The sequence below is a fragment of the Escherichia sp. E10V10 genome (assembly GCF_004211985.1).
Lineage (GTDB): Bacteria > Pseudomonadota > Gammaproteobacteria > Enterobacterales > Enterobacteriaceae > Escherichia.
In genome coordinates this window covers 304,983-321,316 of sequence record NZ_RHJO01000002.1, presented here as the reverse complement: position 1 = coordinate 321,316, position 16,334 = coordinate 304,983, and the positions used below count along the sequence as shown (strand labels likewise).

The 16,334-nt window shown below is 51.3% G+C and carries 15 protein-coding genes and 2 pseudogenes; 7 read left to right on the top strand and 10 right to left on the bottom strand.

Features of this window, described 5'->3' with window-relative positions:
* Window positions 1-441: 441 nt before the first annotated feature.
* The 4 genes from uxuA (at window position 442) to iraD (ending at window position 5,006) form a co-directional block, all read left to right on the top strand.
* Window positions 442-1,626 carry a mannonate dehydratase gene (uxuA, locus tag D9736_RS05930; protein WP_000438582.1) on the top strand — a complete coding sequence of 395 codons (1,185 nt, stop codon included), beginning with the start codon at window positions 442-444 and terminating at the stop codon, window positions 1,624-1,626.
* 80 nt (window positions 1,627-1,706) lie between these two features.
* Window positions 1,707-3,167, top strand: coding sequence for a fructuronate reductase (locus D9736_RS05925; protein ID WP_130257919.1), 1,461 nt, complete (start codon window positions 1,707-1,709; stop codon window positions 3,165-3,167).
* 268 nt (window positions 3,168-3,435) lie between these two features.
* The gene (gene uxuR, locus D9736_RS05920) at window positions 3,436-4,209 is read left to right on the top strand and encodes a Uxu operon transcriptional regulator (RefSeq protein WP_130216613.1); all 774 of its coding nucleotides are present in this window, start codon (window positions 3,436-3,438) and stop codon (window positions 4,207-4,209) included.
* 413 nt (window positions 4,210-4,622) lie between these two features.
* Complete coding sequence (gene iraD / locus D9736_RS05915) at window positions 4,623-5,006, top strand: anti-adapter protein IraD (protein WP_033555723.1); 384 nt, start codon at window positions 4,623-4,625, stop codon at window positions 5,004-5,006.
* 47 nt (window positions 5,007-5,053) lie between these two features.
* On the opposite strand, the pseudogene D9736_RS05910 reads toward iraD, so the two are convergent.
* The 5 genes and pseudogenes from D9736_RS05910 to D9736_RS05890 all read right to left on the bottom strand — a co-directional run.
* Window positions 5,054-5,419 (bottom strand): annotated as a pseudogene (locus D9736_RS05910) (putative PEP-binding protein); the annotation flags it as partial.
* 12 nt (window positions 5,420-5,431) lie between these two features.
* Window positions 5,432-6,343 carry a hypochlorite stress DNA-binding transcriptional regulator HypT gene (gene hypT / locus D9736_RS05905; protein ID WP_130257918.1) on the bottom strand — a complete coding sequence of 304 codons (912 nt, stop codon included), beginning with the start codon at window positions 6,341-6,343 and terminating at the stop codon, window positions 5,432-5,434.
* Window positions 6,344-6,407: 64 nt separating this feature from the next.
* Window positions 6,408-7,580: a beta-aspartyl-peptidase gene (iadA, locus tag D9736_RS05900; protein ID WP_130257917.1), complete on the bottom strand. Its 1,173-nt coding sequence runs from the start codon at window positions 7,578-7,580 to the stop codon at window positions 6,408-6,410.
* Window positions 7,581-7,592: 12 nt separating this feature from the next.
* Window positions 7,593-8,054 carry a YjiG family protein gene (locus D9736_RS05895; RefSeq protein WP_089565898.1) on the bottom strand — a complete coding sequence of 154 codons (462 nt, stop codon included), beginning with the start codon at window positions 8,052-8,054 and terminating at the stop codon, window positions 7,593-7,595.
* Entirely contained in the window at window positions 8,051-8,734 is a 684-nt protein-coding gene (locus D9736_RS05890) for a nucleoside recognition domain-containing protein (RefSeq protein ID WP_001298014.1), read from the bottom strand. Before D9736_RS05890 ends, D9736_RS05895 begins: the two co-directional genes overlap by 4 nt.
* Window positions 8,735-8,984: 250 nt before the next feature.
* Here D9736_RS05890 and kptA point away from each other — a divergent pair, with 250 nt between their 5' ends.
* Window positions 8,985-9,539 (top strand): RNA 2'-phosphotransferase, encoded by a 555-nt coding sequence (gene kptA / locus D9736_RS05885; RefSeq protein WP_130257916.1) that lies wholly within the window; start codon window positions 8,985-8,987, stop codon window positions 9,537-9,539.
* 12 nt (window positions 9,540-9,551) lie between these two features.
* Here the strand turns inward: kptA and D9736_RS05880 are convergent, their stop codons facing one another.
* From D9736_RS05880 to D9736_RS05870, 4 genes and pseudogenes are all read right to left on the bottom strand, one after another.
* A complete protein-coding gene (locus D9736_RS05880) occupies window positions 9,552-10,730 on the bottom strand; it encodes an MFS transporter (protein WP_130257915.1) in 1,179 nt (392 codons plus the stop codon).
* A 67-nt stretch (window positions 10,731-10,797) separates the two neighbouring features.
* Entirely contained in the window at window positions 10,798-11,658 is an 861-nt protein-coding gene (locus D9736_RS05875; RefSeq protein ID WP_130257914.1) for a YjiK family protein, read from the bottom strand.
* 60 nt (window positions 11,659-11,718) lie between these two features.
* Window positions 11,719-11,879, bottom strand: a pseudogene (locus tag D9736_RS23545) (2-hydroxyacyl-CoA dehydratase family protein); the annotation flags it as partial.
* A 34-nt stretch (window positions 11,880-11,913) separates the two neighbouring features.
* Window positions 11,914-13,194 (bottom strand): DUF445 domain-containing protein, encoded by a 1,281-nt coding sequence (locus D9736_RS05870; protein ID WP_130257913.1) that lies wholly within the window; start codon window positions 13,192-13,194, stop codon window positions 11,914-11,916.
* 184 nt (window positions 13,195-13,378) lie between these two features.
* Here D9736_RS05870 and D9736_RS05865 point away from each other — a divergent pair, with 184 nt between their 5' ends.
* Window positions 13,379-14,335 (top strand): Rpn family recombination-promoting nuclease/putative transposase, encoded by a 957-nt coding sequence (locus tag D9736_RS05865; RefSeq protein ID WP_130257912.1) that lies wholly within the window; start codon window positions 13,379-13,381, stop codon window positions 14,333-14,335.
* Between the two features lie 241 nt (window positions 14,336-14,576).
* Here the strand turns inward: D9736_RS05865 and D9736_RS05860 are convergent, their stop codons facing one another.
* The gene (locus tag D9736_RS05860; RefSeq protein ID WP_130257911.1) at window positions 14,577-15,989 is read right to left on the bottom strand and encodes a PLP-dependent aminotransferase family protein; all 1,413 of its coding nucleotides are present in this window, start codon (window positions 15,987-15,989) and stop codon (window positions 14,577-14,579) included.
* A 250-nt stretch (window positions 15,990-16,239) separates the two neighbouring features.
* On the opposite strand from D9736_RS05860, the gene D9736_RS23540 reads away from it, so the two are divergent.
* A complete protein-coding gene (locus D9736_RS23540) occupies window positions 16,240-16,284 on the top strand; it encodes a hypothetical protein (RefSeq protein WP_240731119.1) in 45 nt (14 codons plus the stop codon).
* Window positions 16,285-16,334 lie beyond the last annotated feature (50 nt).

The window sequence follows — 16,334 nt, the reverse complement described above, 5'->3', positions numbered from 1 at the left end:
GGAGCAGGTTAAGAGAGAAGCATCAGGGTGATATAAGGCGTTTTACAGCTAGTGTGCTTCAGCACTCCGTCAGCATCACCACCACAATCGCCGGGGAACCAATAAAATTAACCTCTCTAGGTTAATCCATTGTTATGTTGGACGACACGTTATGTAAATTGGTCAACCATTATTGCGATGAATGTCACATCCCCCGCTCACTAACTGCCGTTCTTCCTTTGTTGTCATTTGCGTCAACCGGCAGGAGAGTAGATTTCTTGTGATGTGGTTAACCAATTTTAGATTTCAGGTTGACATGTATTACCAAAAGGTAGAACTTATACGCCATCTCATCCGATGCAACGCCACGGCTGCGGTCTGGTCGTTCATTCGGATACCTAAACAACTCCGGGGTTCCGCGTCTCTTCGCTGTTGAACCCACTACGTGAAAGAGGAATAAACATGGAACAGACCTGGCGCTGGTACGGCCCTAACGATCCGGTTTCTTTAGCTGATGTCCGTCAGGCGGGCGCAACTGGCGTGGTTACCGCGCTGCACCATATCCCGAACGGCGAAGTATGGTCCGTTGAAGAGATCCTCAAACGCAAGGCTATCGTTGAAGACGCAGGTCTGGTGTGGTCTGTCGTGGAAAGCGTGCCAATTCACGAAGATATCAAAACCCACACTGGCAACTATGAGCAGTGGATCGCTAACTATCAGCAGACCCTGCGCAACCTGGCGCAGTGCGGTATCCGCACCGTGTGCTACAACTTCATGCCGGTGCTCGACTGGACCCGTACTGACCTCGAATACGTGCTGCCAGACGGCTCCAAAGCTCTGCGCTTCGACCAGATCGAATTCGCTGCATTCGAAATGCACATCCTGAAGCGTCCAGGCGCGGAAGCGGATTACACCGAAGAAGAAATTGCTCAGGCAGCTGAACGCTTCGCCACTATGAGCGACGAAGACAAAGCGCGTCTTACCCGTAACATCATTGCTGGTCTGCCGGGCGCGGAAGAAGGGTATACCCTCGACCAGTTCCGTAAGCACCTGGAGCTGTACAAAGATATCGACAAAGCGAAGCTGCGCGAAAACTTTGCCGTCTTCCTGAAAGCGATCATTCCAGTTGCCGAAGAAGTTGGCGTGCGTATGGCTGTTCACCCGGACGATCCGCCGCGCCCGATCCTCGGCCTGCCGCGTATCGTTTCCACCATTGAAGATATGCAGTGGATGGTTGATACCGTAAACAGCATGGCGAACGGTTTCACCATGTGCACCGGTTCCTACGGCGTGCGTGCTGACAACGATCTGGTTGATATGATCAAGCAGTTCGGTCCGCGTATTTACTTCACCCATCTGCGCTCCACCATGCGTGAAGATAACCCGAAAACCTTCCACGAAGCGGCGCACCTGAACGGTGACGTTGATATGTACGAAGTGGTGAAAGCGATTGTTGAAGAAGAGCACCGTCGTAAAGCGGAAGGCAAAGAAGACCTGATCCCGATGCGTCCGGACCACGGTCATCAGATGCTGGACGACCTGAAGAAGAAAACCAACCCAGGTTACTCCGCAATTGGTCGTCTGAAAGGCCTGGCCGAAGTTCGCGGTGTCGAACTGGCGATCCAGCGCGCTTTCTTTAGCCGTTAATATCTACCGGCATGGCTGCGCGCCGTGCCGGTTCCTTCTTCCTTGCCGTCACTCTCTGAAGACGGATTCTGGAGTTTACGATGACTACTATTGTTGACAGCAATCTGCCGGTTGCCCGCCCGTCATGGGATCATTCTCGTCTGGAATCACGCATTGTGCATCTCGGTTGCGGGGCGTTTCACCGCGCGCACCAGGCGCTGTATACCCATCACCTGCTGGAAAGCACCGACAGCGACTGGGGTATCTGCGAAGTTAACCTGATGCCAGGTAACGACCGTGTGCTGATCGAAAACCTGAAAAAACAGCAACTGCTGTACACCGTGGCGGAAAAAGGCGCGGAAAGCACCGAACTGAAAATTATCGGTTCGATGAAAGAAGCCCTGCATCCGGAAATCGACGGTTGCGAAGGTATTCTCAACGCGATGGCGCGTCCGCAGACGGCGATTGTCTCCCTGACGGTCACGGAAAAAGGCTACTGTGCCGATGCGGCAAGCGGTCAGCTGGATCTCAATAACCCGCTGATCAAGCACGATCTGGAAAATCCGACTGCGCCGAAGTCCGCGATTGGTTATATCGTAGAAGCCCTGCGTCTGCGTCGTGAAAAAGGGCTGAAAGCGTTTACGGTGATGTCCTGTGACAACGTGCGTGAAAATGGTCATGTGGCGAAAGTTGCCGTTCTGGGGCTGGCTCAGGCGCGTGACCCGCAACTGGCGGAATGGATTGAAGAGAACGTCACCTTCCCGTGCACCATGGTTGACCGCATCGTTCCGGCGGCGACGCCTGAAACGTTGCAGGAAATTGCTGACCAGCTGGGCGTTTATGACCCGTGCGCCATTGCCTGCGAACCATTCCGTCAGTGGGTAATTGAAGATAACTTCGTTAATGGTCGTCCGGACTGGGATAAAGTCGGCGCGCAGTTTGTTGCCGATGTTGTACCGTTCGAAATGATGAAACTGCGTATGCTTAACGGCAGCCACTCTTTCCTGGCATACCTCGGTTACCTCGGCGGCTATGAAACCATTGCCGACACCATGACTAACCCGGATTATCGCAAAGCGGCCTTTGCCCTGATGATGCAGGAACAAGCACCAACGCTGTCGATGCCGGAAGGGACTGATCTGAACGCCTATGCGACGCTGCTGATCGAGCGTTTCAGCAACCCGTCTCTGCGTCACCGTACCTGGCAGATTGCGATGGACGGCAGCCAGAAGTTACCGCAGCGTTTGCTGGACCCAGTGCGTTTGCACCTGCAAAACGGCGGTAGCTGGCGTCACCTGGCGCTGGGCGTGGCTGGCTGGATGCGTTACACCCAGGGCGTGGATGAGCAGGGTAATGCCATTGACGTGGTAGACCCGATGCAGGCCGAGTTCCAGAAGATCAATGCGCAGTATCAGGGCGCAGACCGCGTGAAAGCGTTGCTGGGCCTGAGCGGTATCTTTGCCGATGATCTGCCGCAAAATGCAGACTTTGTTGGCGCGGTGACTGCGGCATATCAGCAGCTGTGCGAGCGCGGCGCGCGTGAGTGTGTGGCTGCACTGTAACTGACTGATTACCCTACAGACTTACTGGTCAATCAAAATTATATTTGGTTGACCAGTTTTCGTTTTTTGCCCACCTGTACGTGCCAACCTCCAGTGCTAATGGTATAGTTTGAAATTAACGGTCAACGTAAAATTGCCCGGTAAGCAAGCCTGTCGGGCCTACGGATCAATCGCAATTTATTGAATACGCACTCTTTGTAGGCCGAATAAGGCGTTCACGCCGCATCCGGCAATAATTTGATTAATCGCATCTAACGGACACAACATCATGAAATCTGCCACCTCTGCGCAAAGACCTTACCAGGAAGTTGGGGCGATGATCCGCGATCTGATCCTTAAGACGCCGTACAATCCTGGCGAACGGCTACCGCCGGAGCGTGAAATCGCAGAAATGCTGGATGTCACCCGCACGGTGGTGCGTGAGGCACTGATCATGCTGGAGATCAAAGGGCTGGTAGAAGTACGACGTGGTGCCGGTATTTATGTGCTCGACAGTTTACCCAGCCATAATGCAGAGAGCGCAGAGGCCAACGTCTGCAATGACGCCGGTCCTTTTGAATTGTTACAGGCGCGCCAGTTGCTGGAAAGTAACATCGCCGAGTTTGCCGCTTTGCAGGCTACCCGCGAAGACATCGTTAAAATGCGTCAGGCATTGCAACTGGAAGAGCGTGAACTGGCCTCCAGTGCGCCGGGCAGCAGCGAAAGCGGTGACATGCAGTTCCATCTCGCCATTGCCGAAGCGACGCATAACAGCATGCTGGTGGAACTGTTCCGTCAGTCCTGGGAGTGGCGGGAAAATAATCCAATGTGGATCCAGTTACATAGCCATCTCGATGACAGCTTATACCGCAAAGAGTGGTTGGACGATCACAAACAAATCCTGGCTGCGTTAATCAAGAAAGATGCCCGCGCGGCAAAACTGGCGATGTGGCAGCATCTGGAGAATGTGAAGCAGCGCTTGCTGGAGTTCTCTAACGTCGATGACATCTATTTCGATGGTTATCTGTTTGATTCGTGGCCGTTGGATAAAGTGGACGCCTGATCCCTCATTTCTGGTGCAAAGTTGAACCGCTTTGCACTATGTATGTTCCCTGAATAATTAATTATGTTCTGCAGAATATATTATGCGTAATTTAATCATTACGTACGATATATTGTTTTGGAATAATTATATATCAGTTTAACGCTGAGAAATTATTCGGAATAATCGGAATATGTTAACGTATTTCCGTTATGTTTAATGACTTTTGTCAAATGATACCTTTTTAAATAAAAAGTCAGTGGATATTCTTTTCTGTACAGTGTTTTATCTTTGGCGGATCTTATAAATCCCTTATGAAAGTGCCAGGGACGCAATGAGCATAAAGGAATGATTATGGAATATGAGCATCAACCCAGTGGTGTCCAGCAGCCAGGGCAGGATACAGATGCCACTAAACGTCAGGAGTGCGCAAAATGATGCGCCAATCAGTTCAGACGGTATTACCTGAAAGTACAGGGAACAATACGTTATCGCTGCGTGATTCCGTATGCCGGGATCTCTTTCAACTTTTTAGTTCTCCCCATTCACCGCTACCAATATTACTTGTTTCAGGCATGCCTGAGTGGCAAGGGCATAATCAGAGCGACAAGCTTCTCCAGAGTTGGTATTGCCGCCAGTTACGTTCCGCGCTTTTATTTCATGAGCCACGTATTGCGGCATTGCAGGTCAATCTGAAAGCAGTCTATTGCCACGAGTTGGTCATTAGTCTGGAGATGATGCTATACCACGATGATGAGCCGCTAACGTTTGACCTGGTCTGGCAGAAGGGGAGCTGGCATCGCACGATGCCGCAGTAAATGACGGGAAACGCGATACGCGCAAGACGTATCGCGTTAGGTCACAATTAGTGGGAGGTTCTGATTGCTGCTTTCAAGGCCGGAAGTCGGGATGGACTGGCACTGAGCTTATCAATCCCCATGGTGAGCAGTCGTGCTGTTTGCTGGGTATCTCCAGCCATTTCGCCGCACATACTGACCGGAATTTCATTATTACGTCCGGCCTGACACACCATAGCAATAGCGTTAATCACCGCGTCATTACGATAATCGACCAGTTCTGCGACGGTACTATTTCCTCTGTCTGCCGCCATAATATATTGCGTCAGATCGTTGGTGCCGATGGAAAAGAAATCGACTTCACTGGCTAATTTGTCTGCAATCATGACTGCGGCAGGAACCTCAATCATAATTCCCAGCGCTGGAAGATTTTCTACAGAAAACTTTCAGCCAGGTTCAATCTCCAGCTCGCGCAGTTCACGCCAGAAACGCTCTGCAACGGGATTCATCCGTGTGTTCATCCGGTATGCGTAGGCCTGAATCGGGATAACTAATTCGTCTCGATTCAGGACAATGAGCTGCCCGCTGCGAATTTCTTGTTGTATGGCGTACTCCGGTAGCCAGGCAATCCCACAGCCGTCGAGGGCAACCTGCTTTAATAACTCGCTCATGGAAGACACGAAAAAGGTGCTGAAACTTAACTCGCCGTGGCGCGTCAGGGTGCGGTTAATCAATCGCCCCATGTAGGAATTACGACTGTAGTTGAGTAGAGGAAAGTGCGGCTGCGTGAGGCTAAAAAGCGCTTCCCCCTGTTCGTTAACGGCGCAGACGGGGAACAGACGTGATTCAAACAACCGAATGTGGTCGAACGGCGCTTTCAGTAAGTCTTCGTCGTGAAACGAAAAAATACAGTCACTTTGCCCTTCGCGCAGTTTATCGACTGCTTCATCGACATCAATAGCTTCAATCGCCCAGGTAAAGAGCGGCGGCATCTGGCTGATAATGGACGGTAACAGCCCGAGGGAAAGAGAGTGTGCAGCGGCTATTTTAATTTTGCGTTGCGCGTAATCGCTGCCACCACGGAGTTCTGCAAGGTTGCTCTCTAACTGTTGCAACAGATGGCGGATCTGCGAATGGAATATTTTCCCTTGTTCCGAGAGTTGTAGCGGTGTTACCTGGCGGTTAAACAATTCAACGCCAATCGCCTGTTCCAGCGCGCGTATCCGGCGGCTGAATGCCGGTTGTGATACGTTGCGACTGACTGCCGCCTGGGAAAAGTTACGGCATTTTTCCAGCGTTAAAAAATCGTAAAGCCATTTGGTTTCAATATTATGCAAGACCGAACCATTGTCATCCATTGCGTTTTACTCTGTCAGCCGCCCTTGCGGGCATTCTACGTCCATTCGGGCGGCTGACAACTGCTTATGCAGTTTCAAACGTTCCTTTCACACACGCTTTGCCGTCTTTGACCATCAGTTTGCCGCGAGCGTATACCTGCTCAATACGCAACTGCGGTGTCATCACTAACAGATCTGCGTCATTGCCCGGCAGAATTTCGCCTTTACCGGTCAGGTTGAGGAAACCAGCGACGCTGCTGGTGAGTGGACGCAGGGCATCGCTGATACTAAAGCCATAGTCTTTGACTAACACTTGCACGGTTTCCAGCAACGTCTCAAAACCCGCAACACCGATATGCGTTAAATTCCCTTCATCGTCAAAGAACGGCTGACTGCCGTTGCCGTCGGAGCTAAGGGTAACGCGGGCCAGCGGAATACCCGCCTGAACGGCGCGGGCAATACCTTCGGCAGGGGCGACCGGTTCGTCAATGCTGCTGGTGATATCGATGGTGCCGCCTTTGCGCGCGAACTCCAGCGCCTGCTCAAACAACGGAACGTTGCGGTTAACGTGGGTCGGCAGCAACTTGCTGATGGGTACGTCGCAGTTCTCAAGAAGGTCATAGATGGGCTGTAACGCCTTTTTGCTGTCGCCCATGTGGAACACGGTGACGCCAGGTTTACCGCCGAGCAAACCTCCAACGCGGGATTCCGCCGCCATATTGGCCAGGTGATAAACGTCCGGCGCGGCTGAGCGGTGATCAGAGATGGCGCATTTCACGCCAATCACGCGATCGATAATCGCCACATCTTTTTCCACCGAGCCTGTAATGGTACGGGAAGGCACATGATAAGCACCGGTCAGCATCCAGGCGCTGATGCCTTCTTCATTGAGCGCACGAGTCTTGGCGAGTAAGGATTCCGGGTGGCGAGAGATAGAGTCGGTGCCGAGCAGACCAACCACTGACGTGACGCCCGCTTCTGTCAGACGACTTAATGCCACTTCCGGCGTACGTGTGGTAGGGCCAGCTTCGCCGCCGCCGCCAATTAAATGGACGTGTTGATCAATAAAACCTGGGCAGAGGATCTGCCCGCTGAGATCGACAACCGTGCAGTCCGGTACGATGTCAGAAGGGATGTCACTGGCAACGGCAATAATCTTGCCGTTAGCGACGAGGACATCGCAAATTCCCCGATCTTCCGGCGCATACAAATGCGCTCCCTGCAACAGGGTAAAACCGGCTGCGGAATAATCAATCATGGTAACTCCTTGTTAAACAATAAGCTGCATAACCCAGATCGACAGCAATGCGTTAATCACGCAGACCGTAATGATATGCGGGTAATATTTGGCATTCACTTCGGCTGTTCCCAGGCAGCGACCAACATTTTGCACCGGGTTGCCCATTAAATACATCGCGGGAAGTAAAACGGTGACATCGTGGCCGGTTAATGCGCCAGCGGTCGCCAGGCTGGCGGTAACGCCGACTGCGCCGCCCATACTCATCAATGCGGCTAAAAGGACAGTTGCCGCTTCGCCGGGCAATCCCCACAACGCCATCACCGGTTCACAGATATGTCCCACCCAGTCGAGCAGACCAGTAATTTTCAGTGCCTGAATAATGACAAATGCCATCACCACGTTCGGCAGCAGGTTGGTGGTGGCGATAGTAAAGCCACGGCGTGCGCCATCGATAAACATATCCATGACATTTTTGCGGACCTGAGTTGTCATGCTTGCGCTCCTTGCGTTGGGTTGCGACGTTCTTCGAAGTTAAGCCAGACGCGCAAAATGTTGGCACCGACAAATTTAAACACCAGGATGACAGCTAAAGGTACGATTACGGACGTCCCCAGAAAGGCAAATACGGCGACGCCAGAAGAGAAATAGTTGGTGATGATGGCGCTACCGCTGGTTTGATAAGCGGCGAAAATCACTTTATCGCGCTCGGTAATTTCCCCTTCCTGCGCCAGTTCTTTAGTCATACCAGCGGCGGCATCGGTGTTTTGCAGGTTGGCGATGAGCGCCAGTGAACAGATGCCTGGAATGCCCAACAACGGTTTTAGCACGGGTGTCATTAACTGCTGCGCGGCGCGCAATCCGCCAAGACCATCAGTAATCGAGATAATTCCCAGCGAGAGAATCACTGACGGTGCCAGTTCCAGCGCGAAGAGAAAGCCATCTTTAGCTCCTGTGCCACCTGCGCCGCGAAACGAGGTGGTAGCTCCATTCGCACCAGGCAGTTGCCCAAACGATCCGTTCAGAACGGAAAAGTCAAAAACGCGCCACCAACTGTCTGTCCCGGAAAAAACTCCGGAAAAAAAGATAATCGTGAGAAAAAAGGCCAGATACCCTTTAACACCCACTTTTTCTGTCGCCAGCTCCCCAGCTACAGCATCCCCTTGTTGTGTCATAACAATCCCCATTGTTTTTTTGTGTATGTGTGTTGTGACTACCAGGAAAATTCCTGGAGCTGAAAAACCTTATCAGCCATGTGGGTATGGGGAAAATGCAAGTATGTTTCTGGCTATGCGTTTTTTGCATAGTGGAAAAATTACGCTGCGAGGAGAACCTTCCTGTAAGGATTGAGTTGCAGAAAATTCATAAACACAGTGACAATGACAGCTGGTGAGTAAAGGCGGCGAATACAAGGACGAATGCAAAATGGCAAAATACAACGACAAAGAGCTGGCAGAGACGAGCAAGTTTTTAAGTTTTGTCCTCCGACATAAACCGGAGGCGATTGGCATCGTGCTGGACCGTGAAGGATGGGCGGATATCGATAAGCTCATACTCTGTGCACAAAAAGCGGGCAAGCGGTTAACCCGCGCATTACTGGAGACTGTGGTCGCAACCAGCGATAAGAAGCGCTTTAGTTATTCCAGTGATGGTACGTGCATTCGCGCCGTTCAGGGGCATTCGACTTCGCAGGTCGCCATTGCCTTCACCGAAAAAACACCGCCACAATTTCTCTACCACGGTACGGCAAGCCGTTTTCTTGAGGCGATAAAAAAACAGGGGCTGATTGCAGGGGAGCGTCATCATGTGCATCTCTCTGCTGATGAAGCAACGGCCCGCAAAGTCGGGGCAAGACACGGTTCGCCGGTTATCTTAACCGTCAAAGCACAGGAAATGGCGAAACGAGGGATCCCTTTCTGGCAAGCAGAAAACGGGGTCTGGCTGACATCAACGGTTGCGGTTGAGTTTCTTGAGTGGTAAGGGAAACTGCCCTTATGAAGCGACCACTTGTAGCTTAAATAATTGCACTGTGCTGATAAGCGCAGCAATAAACAACGCCGCCGCGCCGCAGAGAGTGGCGCTGGCAAGCGCCGATGTTCCATTGCCGAGCATACTGGTCAGCGCCGGGCCGAGGATTTGCCCAATGCCGTAAATGAGCGTCACAAAGCCTAAAAGATTGAGATTTCCCGGTACGCTCAGTTGGCGGGCGATAGTCATCACCAGAGATGTCGTGCCCATAAAGGTACCGCCAAAACCGATACTACTGATGATAAGCAAGAGAGGCGAGTTGCTGGCGAGAGTAAGCAGCACACAGATAGCCTGCACCAGTAAATTCGCCGTCAGGCAGGGTAAAGCCCCCCAACGTTTTGCTGCCCATAGCCAGCCAAAGCAACCAGGCACAATTGATAAGCCGACTAACGTCCAGAGATGGGCGGTTAACAATGGCGAACCTGCATCTTTCGCCATGAGCGGCAGGTAAGTCGCGACGATGATATAACCAAATCCCGCCAGGCCGTACAGAATAGCCAGTAACCACCAGCTCATTATCTGTTGCTCCGTTTTTGCCAATGGCGTTGGTGCGATGGCGTGTTTTTTCGAGGGCATTAAAAGCGTAAGTGCAATCAGCATCATGCCAGAAAGCGCCCCGGCGCCTTGCCATAACGTTTGCGAGGAGAGGGCAAAATGCAGGCCAGCCAGAACATATTCATTGCCCAGTGCGATGCCAATGCCAACGCCAGAAAACAAAGCTGCCAGCACAAAAGGATGGCGCGTGTGCTGCATAATCAGCGTCGAACCAAAAATCAGCATTCCGGCGCTGGCGACACCCGCCAGGAAGCGAATCAATAACACCAGAAAAAACGACTGCAACCATGCCATTGCGAGGATCAACAATCCGCTCGCCAGGGCAGAAGCCAACAGAAATAGGCGCAGGCGCGACGGCTGGTGAAATGCGCCAAACGAAAATAGCAGACTGCCAGCCAGATACCCCGCGTAGTTGCCGCTGGCAATCCACGAGAGCTGGCTAAATGAAAACGCCCCTTCCGCCATCATGACGGGCAACATAGGTGTATAAAGGAAGCGACCTAATCCCATACCTAAGGTCAGAACCAGCATCCCGAAAAGCGCGGTGCTGAAAGAAAAGCGTTCTACGGGATGCGAGGACGGGGGCATGTTTAACCTTGTTTGTATTTTTTGTAGTTAACAAGTTAATAACAAAAAGGTGAAACATGCCAGCCTGTTAATGTGATGATTTAGGGGTAAAGCGATAAAAATGATTTGGTTCGCTAACGATATAAATATTACCAGAGGCATCCATCGCAACCCCTTCGGCCTGTTTGATGTTATGCGACAAACCTCGACTGCCTTTGGTTAGTGACATTTCACCGATAACCTCGCCAGCCAGCGTTACTTCCTGGAGTGCGCGTGATTCATGAGACAGCACCAGAAGCGTATTTTTTTGTTGGTTAAATTCTGCGCCGGACACATCATCTAAAGTAAATTGCCGTTGTAGTGTCTTGTCTTTGCTGATGTGCAATTCATTGCTACTTAACAGCCCGTTAACTTTGTAGACTTCAATCGGGTTTTTCTCTTTAAAAAACCAGAAAGTGTGATCCTGACGAGAGTAGGCCAACCCTTCAAAACCGCAATTGGTTGGGGATTCTTGCAGCGGGATCTTTATTTTTTTGAGGATTTTTACTTCCGAGTTTGGGGTCAGTGAAATCACATAAATGGCATAATCGCGCTCATCGCTAATGACAAACTGATTATCGCCAATGTATTCGATCGTCTCGAGATCCTTAACAAAATCCAGAGGAATAGTGCGGATCAAATCGCCATTGGTGGTCATTTCAACAATGGCGGCAGGTTTGTTGATAGTGCTAAACAGGGTATTGCTCTGTGCCGACCAGGTCAGCGAGGAGATATTATTCGTTACGCCTGCAATTTCTTTGCCATCAATGGTGGCGTGGTAATTCTGAAATGACGCTGCATGATTGCTTTTACGGGCGCAAGATTGCACGAAGAAAGTACACACTGCCACAATGGCAAAAAGAATCACAATAACGGAGATGCGTTTACTTAACGAAATACTTTTTGTCACGGTAATCCCTTTAAGGCAAATCAATAAGATATCGAGAAGTATACGTAGCGATCTTAATGAATCCTTAACGCCGTTCGGCTGTTGCATTACATGAACAGGTTTAAACGCCGCCATGTATTCGTACATTTTCTTTTTGCTGTCGCAGATAGCTTCACTGACCACCAGATCAGAAAAATAGAAGTAGGGGCATTATCGATTTTGCTGAAACTGTAGCTGCTTTTCTCAGTTCGCCCCTGGCATAATTTTTATCGCTTCCTAAAAATTGCTGAAGGGTAGCAAGGCCGGGATCTGCGACAACAAATACAAAATCAGACCAATACAACCGCCGACTAGCGTGCCGTTAACACGGATAAACTGGAGGTCCTTGCCAATATTTAACTCGATCTGCCGCGACATATCGCGCGCATCCCAGCTTTTTACCGTATCGCTGATGTGGCGAGTCAGGAATGCCGAAAACTCTGGCGCGACGCGGTGCGCGGCCTGTTCCAGATGACCATTTAACGAGGCGCGCAGGGCATCATCGGCAATTAACGTCTCGCCAAACCACTGTCCTGCACGAGCAATACGTTCTTTCACGCGAGAATCTTCGCTGTTGATATCCGCTTTCAACCACTCCCGCAAATCTCCCCACAATTCACCAAGATAGCGGTTAAATGCTTCATCTTCTTTCAGATAACTTTTCACGGCATCGGCACGCGCCGCCATTTCCGGATCGTTTTTCAGTTTCTCGATCAGCGCGAAGGTAGCGCGATCAAACGCATGGCGGATCTGATGTGCGCGATCGCGGCTGATATCATCAAGCAAAGAATTCACGGCGTCAGAAACCAACTCCGCGCTATGTTCGCCCAGCCATTCAGTAGGCAAAATTTTGGCTTTCAGCGGATGCTCGCTCTCCAGCCAGCGGACGATCTGCTGGGCGATAAACTTGCGCGATTTGTCTCGTTGCAGCAGGGCGATCAGTTGTGCGATTAACGTATCGAGCAGCACCTGATGACGATCGTTTTTGGTCATGCTCTCCAGCATCAGTGCACTGGTGCCGGAAAGATCCACTTTATCGATCGCCTTATGCACCGCACGCTTAAGCAGACGTTGAATACGCGCATCATCGGTCAGCTCGAGAAAACCACTCATGATCTGCAACAGATGCTGTCCAACGCGACGGGCGTTTTCCGGCTGACTAAACCAGTTGCCAATTAACAACGCCGGTTCATGACGCCGGATTAGCGCTACCAGCGATTGAGTATCGAGAAATTTTTCCTGCACGAACTGGCCGAGATTTTCGCCAATCCGGTCTTTATTACGCGGAATAATCGCCGTATGGCGAGAAATAATCGGTATCGGCACGCGGCGAAACAGCGCCACCACCGCAAACCAGTCCGCCAGCGCGCCGACCATCGCCGCTTCGGCAATCGCCTTCACGCCGCTCACCCAAAAATTAGGCGGTAAAAACAGCGTAACGATAAAAGTCGCGGCAGCAACGAGCAGCAAAGAGAGCGCCAGCATTTTGGCGCGTCGGAGTTCAATGATTTTATTCATATCGTAAGAATAGAGCCTGACGGTAAGAAAACGCAAAAAGCGAGATATCTTCCATAAAAATGTATCGTTTGCAGAAGAATAAAAATAGCCTGGAAAGCGCCTCGGGGAACGGGAAATTGCCAGGTGAGAATGGTTTTGTTAGTCGCTAAAGTCGGGCCATCTTATCTACAGGTGACGGATCGCCATGACAAACTTCACGAGCAGCACGCCGCATGACGCATTATTTAAATCCTTTCTCACGCACCCTGACACCGCGCGGGATTTTATGGAGATCCACTTACCTAAAGATTTACGTGAGCTGTGCGATCTCGACAGCTTAAAACTGGAATCCGCCAGCTTTGTCGATGAAAAATTGCGGGCGCTACATTCCGATATTCTGTGGTCGGTAAAGACCCGCGAAGGCGATGGTTATATCTATGTGGTGATTGAACATCAGAGCCGTGAGGATATTCATATGGCCTTTCGCCTGATGCGCTATTCCATGGCGGTGATGCAACGCCATATCGAGCATGATAAACGCCGGCCGCTACCGCTGGTCATCCCGATGCTGTTTTATCACGGTAGCCGTAGTCCTTATCCCTGGTCCCTGTGCTGGTTGGACGAATTTGCCGACCCGACTACCGCACGGAAAGTTTATAACGCCGCGTTCCCGCTGGTGGATATCACTGTCGTGCCAGACGACGAGATTGTGCAGCATCGCAGAGTCGCCCTGTTGGAGTTGATCCAAAAGCATATTCGCCAGCGCGATCTAATGGGGCTTATTGATCAACTGGCAGTATTACTGGTTACAGGGTGCGCTAATGACAGCCAGATAACCGCGCTGTTAAATTACATTTTACTGGCTGGCGATGAAGCGAGTTTTAAAGAGTTTATCAGCGAACTAACCAGTCGAATGCCACAACACAGGGAGCGAATAATGACGATTGCAGAGCGAATTCATAATGATGGATGGCTGTTGGGAAGGGAGAGGGGGAGGAAAGAAGGGAAAGAAGAAGGGGAACAGAGCCTCCTCCGATTGTTGTTGCAGAATGGGGCGGATCCTGAATGGATACAACGATATACCGGACTTTCGGCAGAGCAAATGCAGGCATTAGATCAGCCCTTGCCTGAAAGCAAGCGCGATCCATGGATCGAGTACTAATCAGAGACTGATGACAAACGCAAAGCAGCCTGATGCGCTATGCTTATCAGGTCTACATTATCTCTGCAATCTATTGAATTTGCGCGGTTTGTAGGCCGGATAAGGCGTTCACGCCGCATCCGGCATGAAAGAAGCGCACTTTGCCTAAGTCAGGCTGGAACGTGGCGATGACCCAGCAGAGATAAAACGAGTTACAGGCGATTCGTGAGAGTAAATCAGGTGCTTCGCCACTATTTCGAATTCATTCCATTGCCCGATACACGGCCTCGCCAATTTGCTTCAGTGCTTCGCGATAGGTTTCGCTGAGCGGCAAAGCGCAGTTGATGCGCAGACAATTACGGTATTTGCCGGACGCTGAGAAAATCGAGCCTGCCGCCACCTGGATTTTCATGCGGTACAGTTGCCGCGCGACGCAGACCATATCGACCTGTTCAGGCAATTCTATCCACAGTAAAAATCCGCCTTTCGGGCGCGTAATACAGATTTCGCAGGGAAAATATTCCCGTATCCAGCAGGTATAAAGCGCCATATTGCGCTGATAGTTCTGCCGCATCCGCCGGATATGGCGGTGATAGTGACCTTCCAGCACAAACGTTGCCGCCGCTATTTGCGTGGACGGCACATTAAAGCTGCTGGTGGCATATTTCATATGCATCAGTTTATCGTGATAACGTCCCGGCGCGACCCAACCCACGCGCAGGCCAGGCGCAATGCTTTTACTGAACGAGCTGCACAGCAGCACTCGCCCATCGATATCCCAGGAGTGAATGGTCCGCGGGCGCGGATACTCCGTTGCCAGTTCGCCGTAGACATCATCTTCAAAAATTACAATATCATGACGCTGAGCGAGAGAGAGAACGGCCCGTTTGCGCGCGTCCGGCATAATAAATCCCAGCGGATTATTACAGTTTGGCACCAGAATGATGCCTTTAATCGGCCACTGTTCCAGCGCCAGTTCCAGCGCTTCAACGCTGATGCCTGTTTCTGGATCGGTTGGGATTTCAATCACTTTCACGCCCATACCGCGCAGCATCTGCATTGAACCGTAATAACAGGGGGATTCGACCGCGACAATATCGCCCGGTTTACACACCGCCATTAACGCCAGCGACATCGAGTTATGGCAGCCGCTGGTGATAATGATGTCATCGGGGGTGACCACCGAGCCGCTGTCGAGCATCAGGCGGGCAACCTGCTCACGCAACACTCGCTGACCGGCTAACAAGTCATAACCGAGAACGGTTTGCAGATTATGCTGCACCACCCGGCTTAACTCCCGCCACAGCGGTTTCAGGCTGGGCGTTTCGACATCCGGCGTGCTTTTGCTTAACGGAACAATGGAACTGTCGCTATGCGCTACCAGCATATCCAGTACCTGGTCCCACTGGGTAATCTCCACCGGGCGCTGCACCGGACGCGTCATCGGCGGTACTGGCGGCTGGGCTTTACGTTGTGCGACAAAATAACCCGAACGCGGCTGCGGAGTGATGAGCTTCATCGTCTCCAGCGTTTGATACGCCTGCTGCACGGTACTGATGCTGACGCCGTGCTCCTGACTTAAGCTGCGCACCGACGGCAATTTCTCCCCGTGACGATACAGCCCTTGCTCAATCCGCTCGGCAAGCAAAGTCGCCAGATGTTGATAACGCGTCATGCTGTATTCCTTATGTGGACCATACAGAGAGAAAAACCGGTACAGATGAGGCTAAAAAACCGGATGCAGATGCTGTTTTAATCTGTGTGTATGTTAAATAAAAGTAATATTTGCATCTGTATTGTGAACTGCCAAAAGGCGGATGATGAAGCCTCTGAAAGATGAGGAGGCAGCAGATGGAATTTCACGAAAACAAAGCTAAAGCGCCGTTTATCGGCCTGGTGCAACTCTGGCAGGCGGTGAGGACCTGGTGGCTGAAAAAGCAGGCCCGGCGCGTGTTACAGCAGATGAGTGATGAGCGGTTGAGGGATATTGGGTTACGCAGGGAGGATGTGGAGTGAGGGG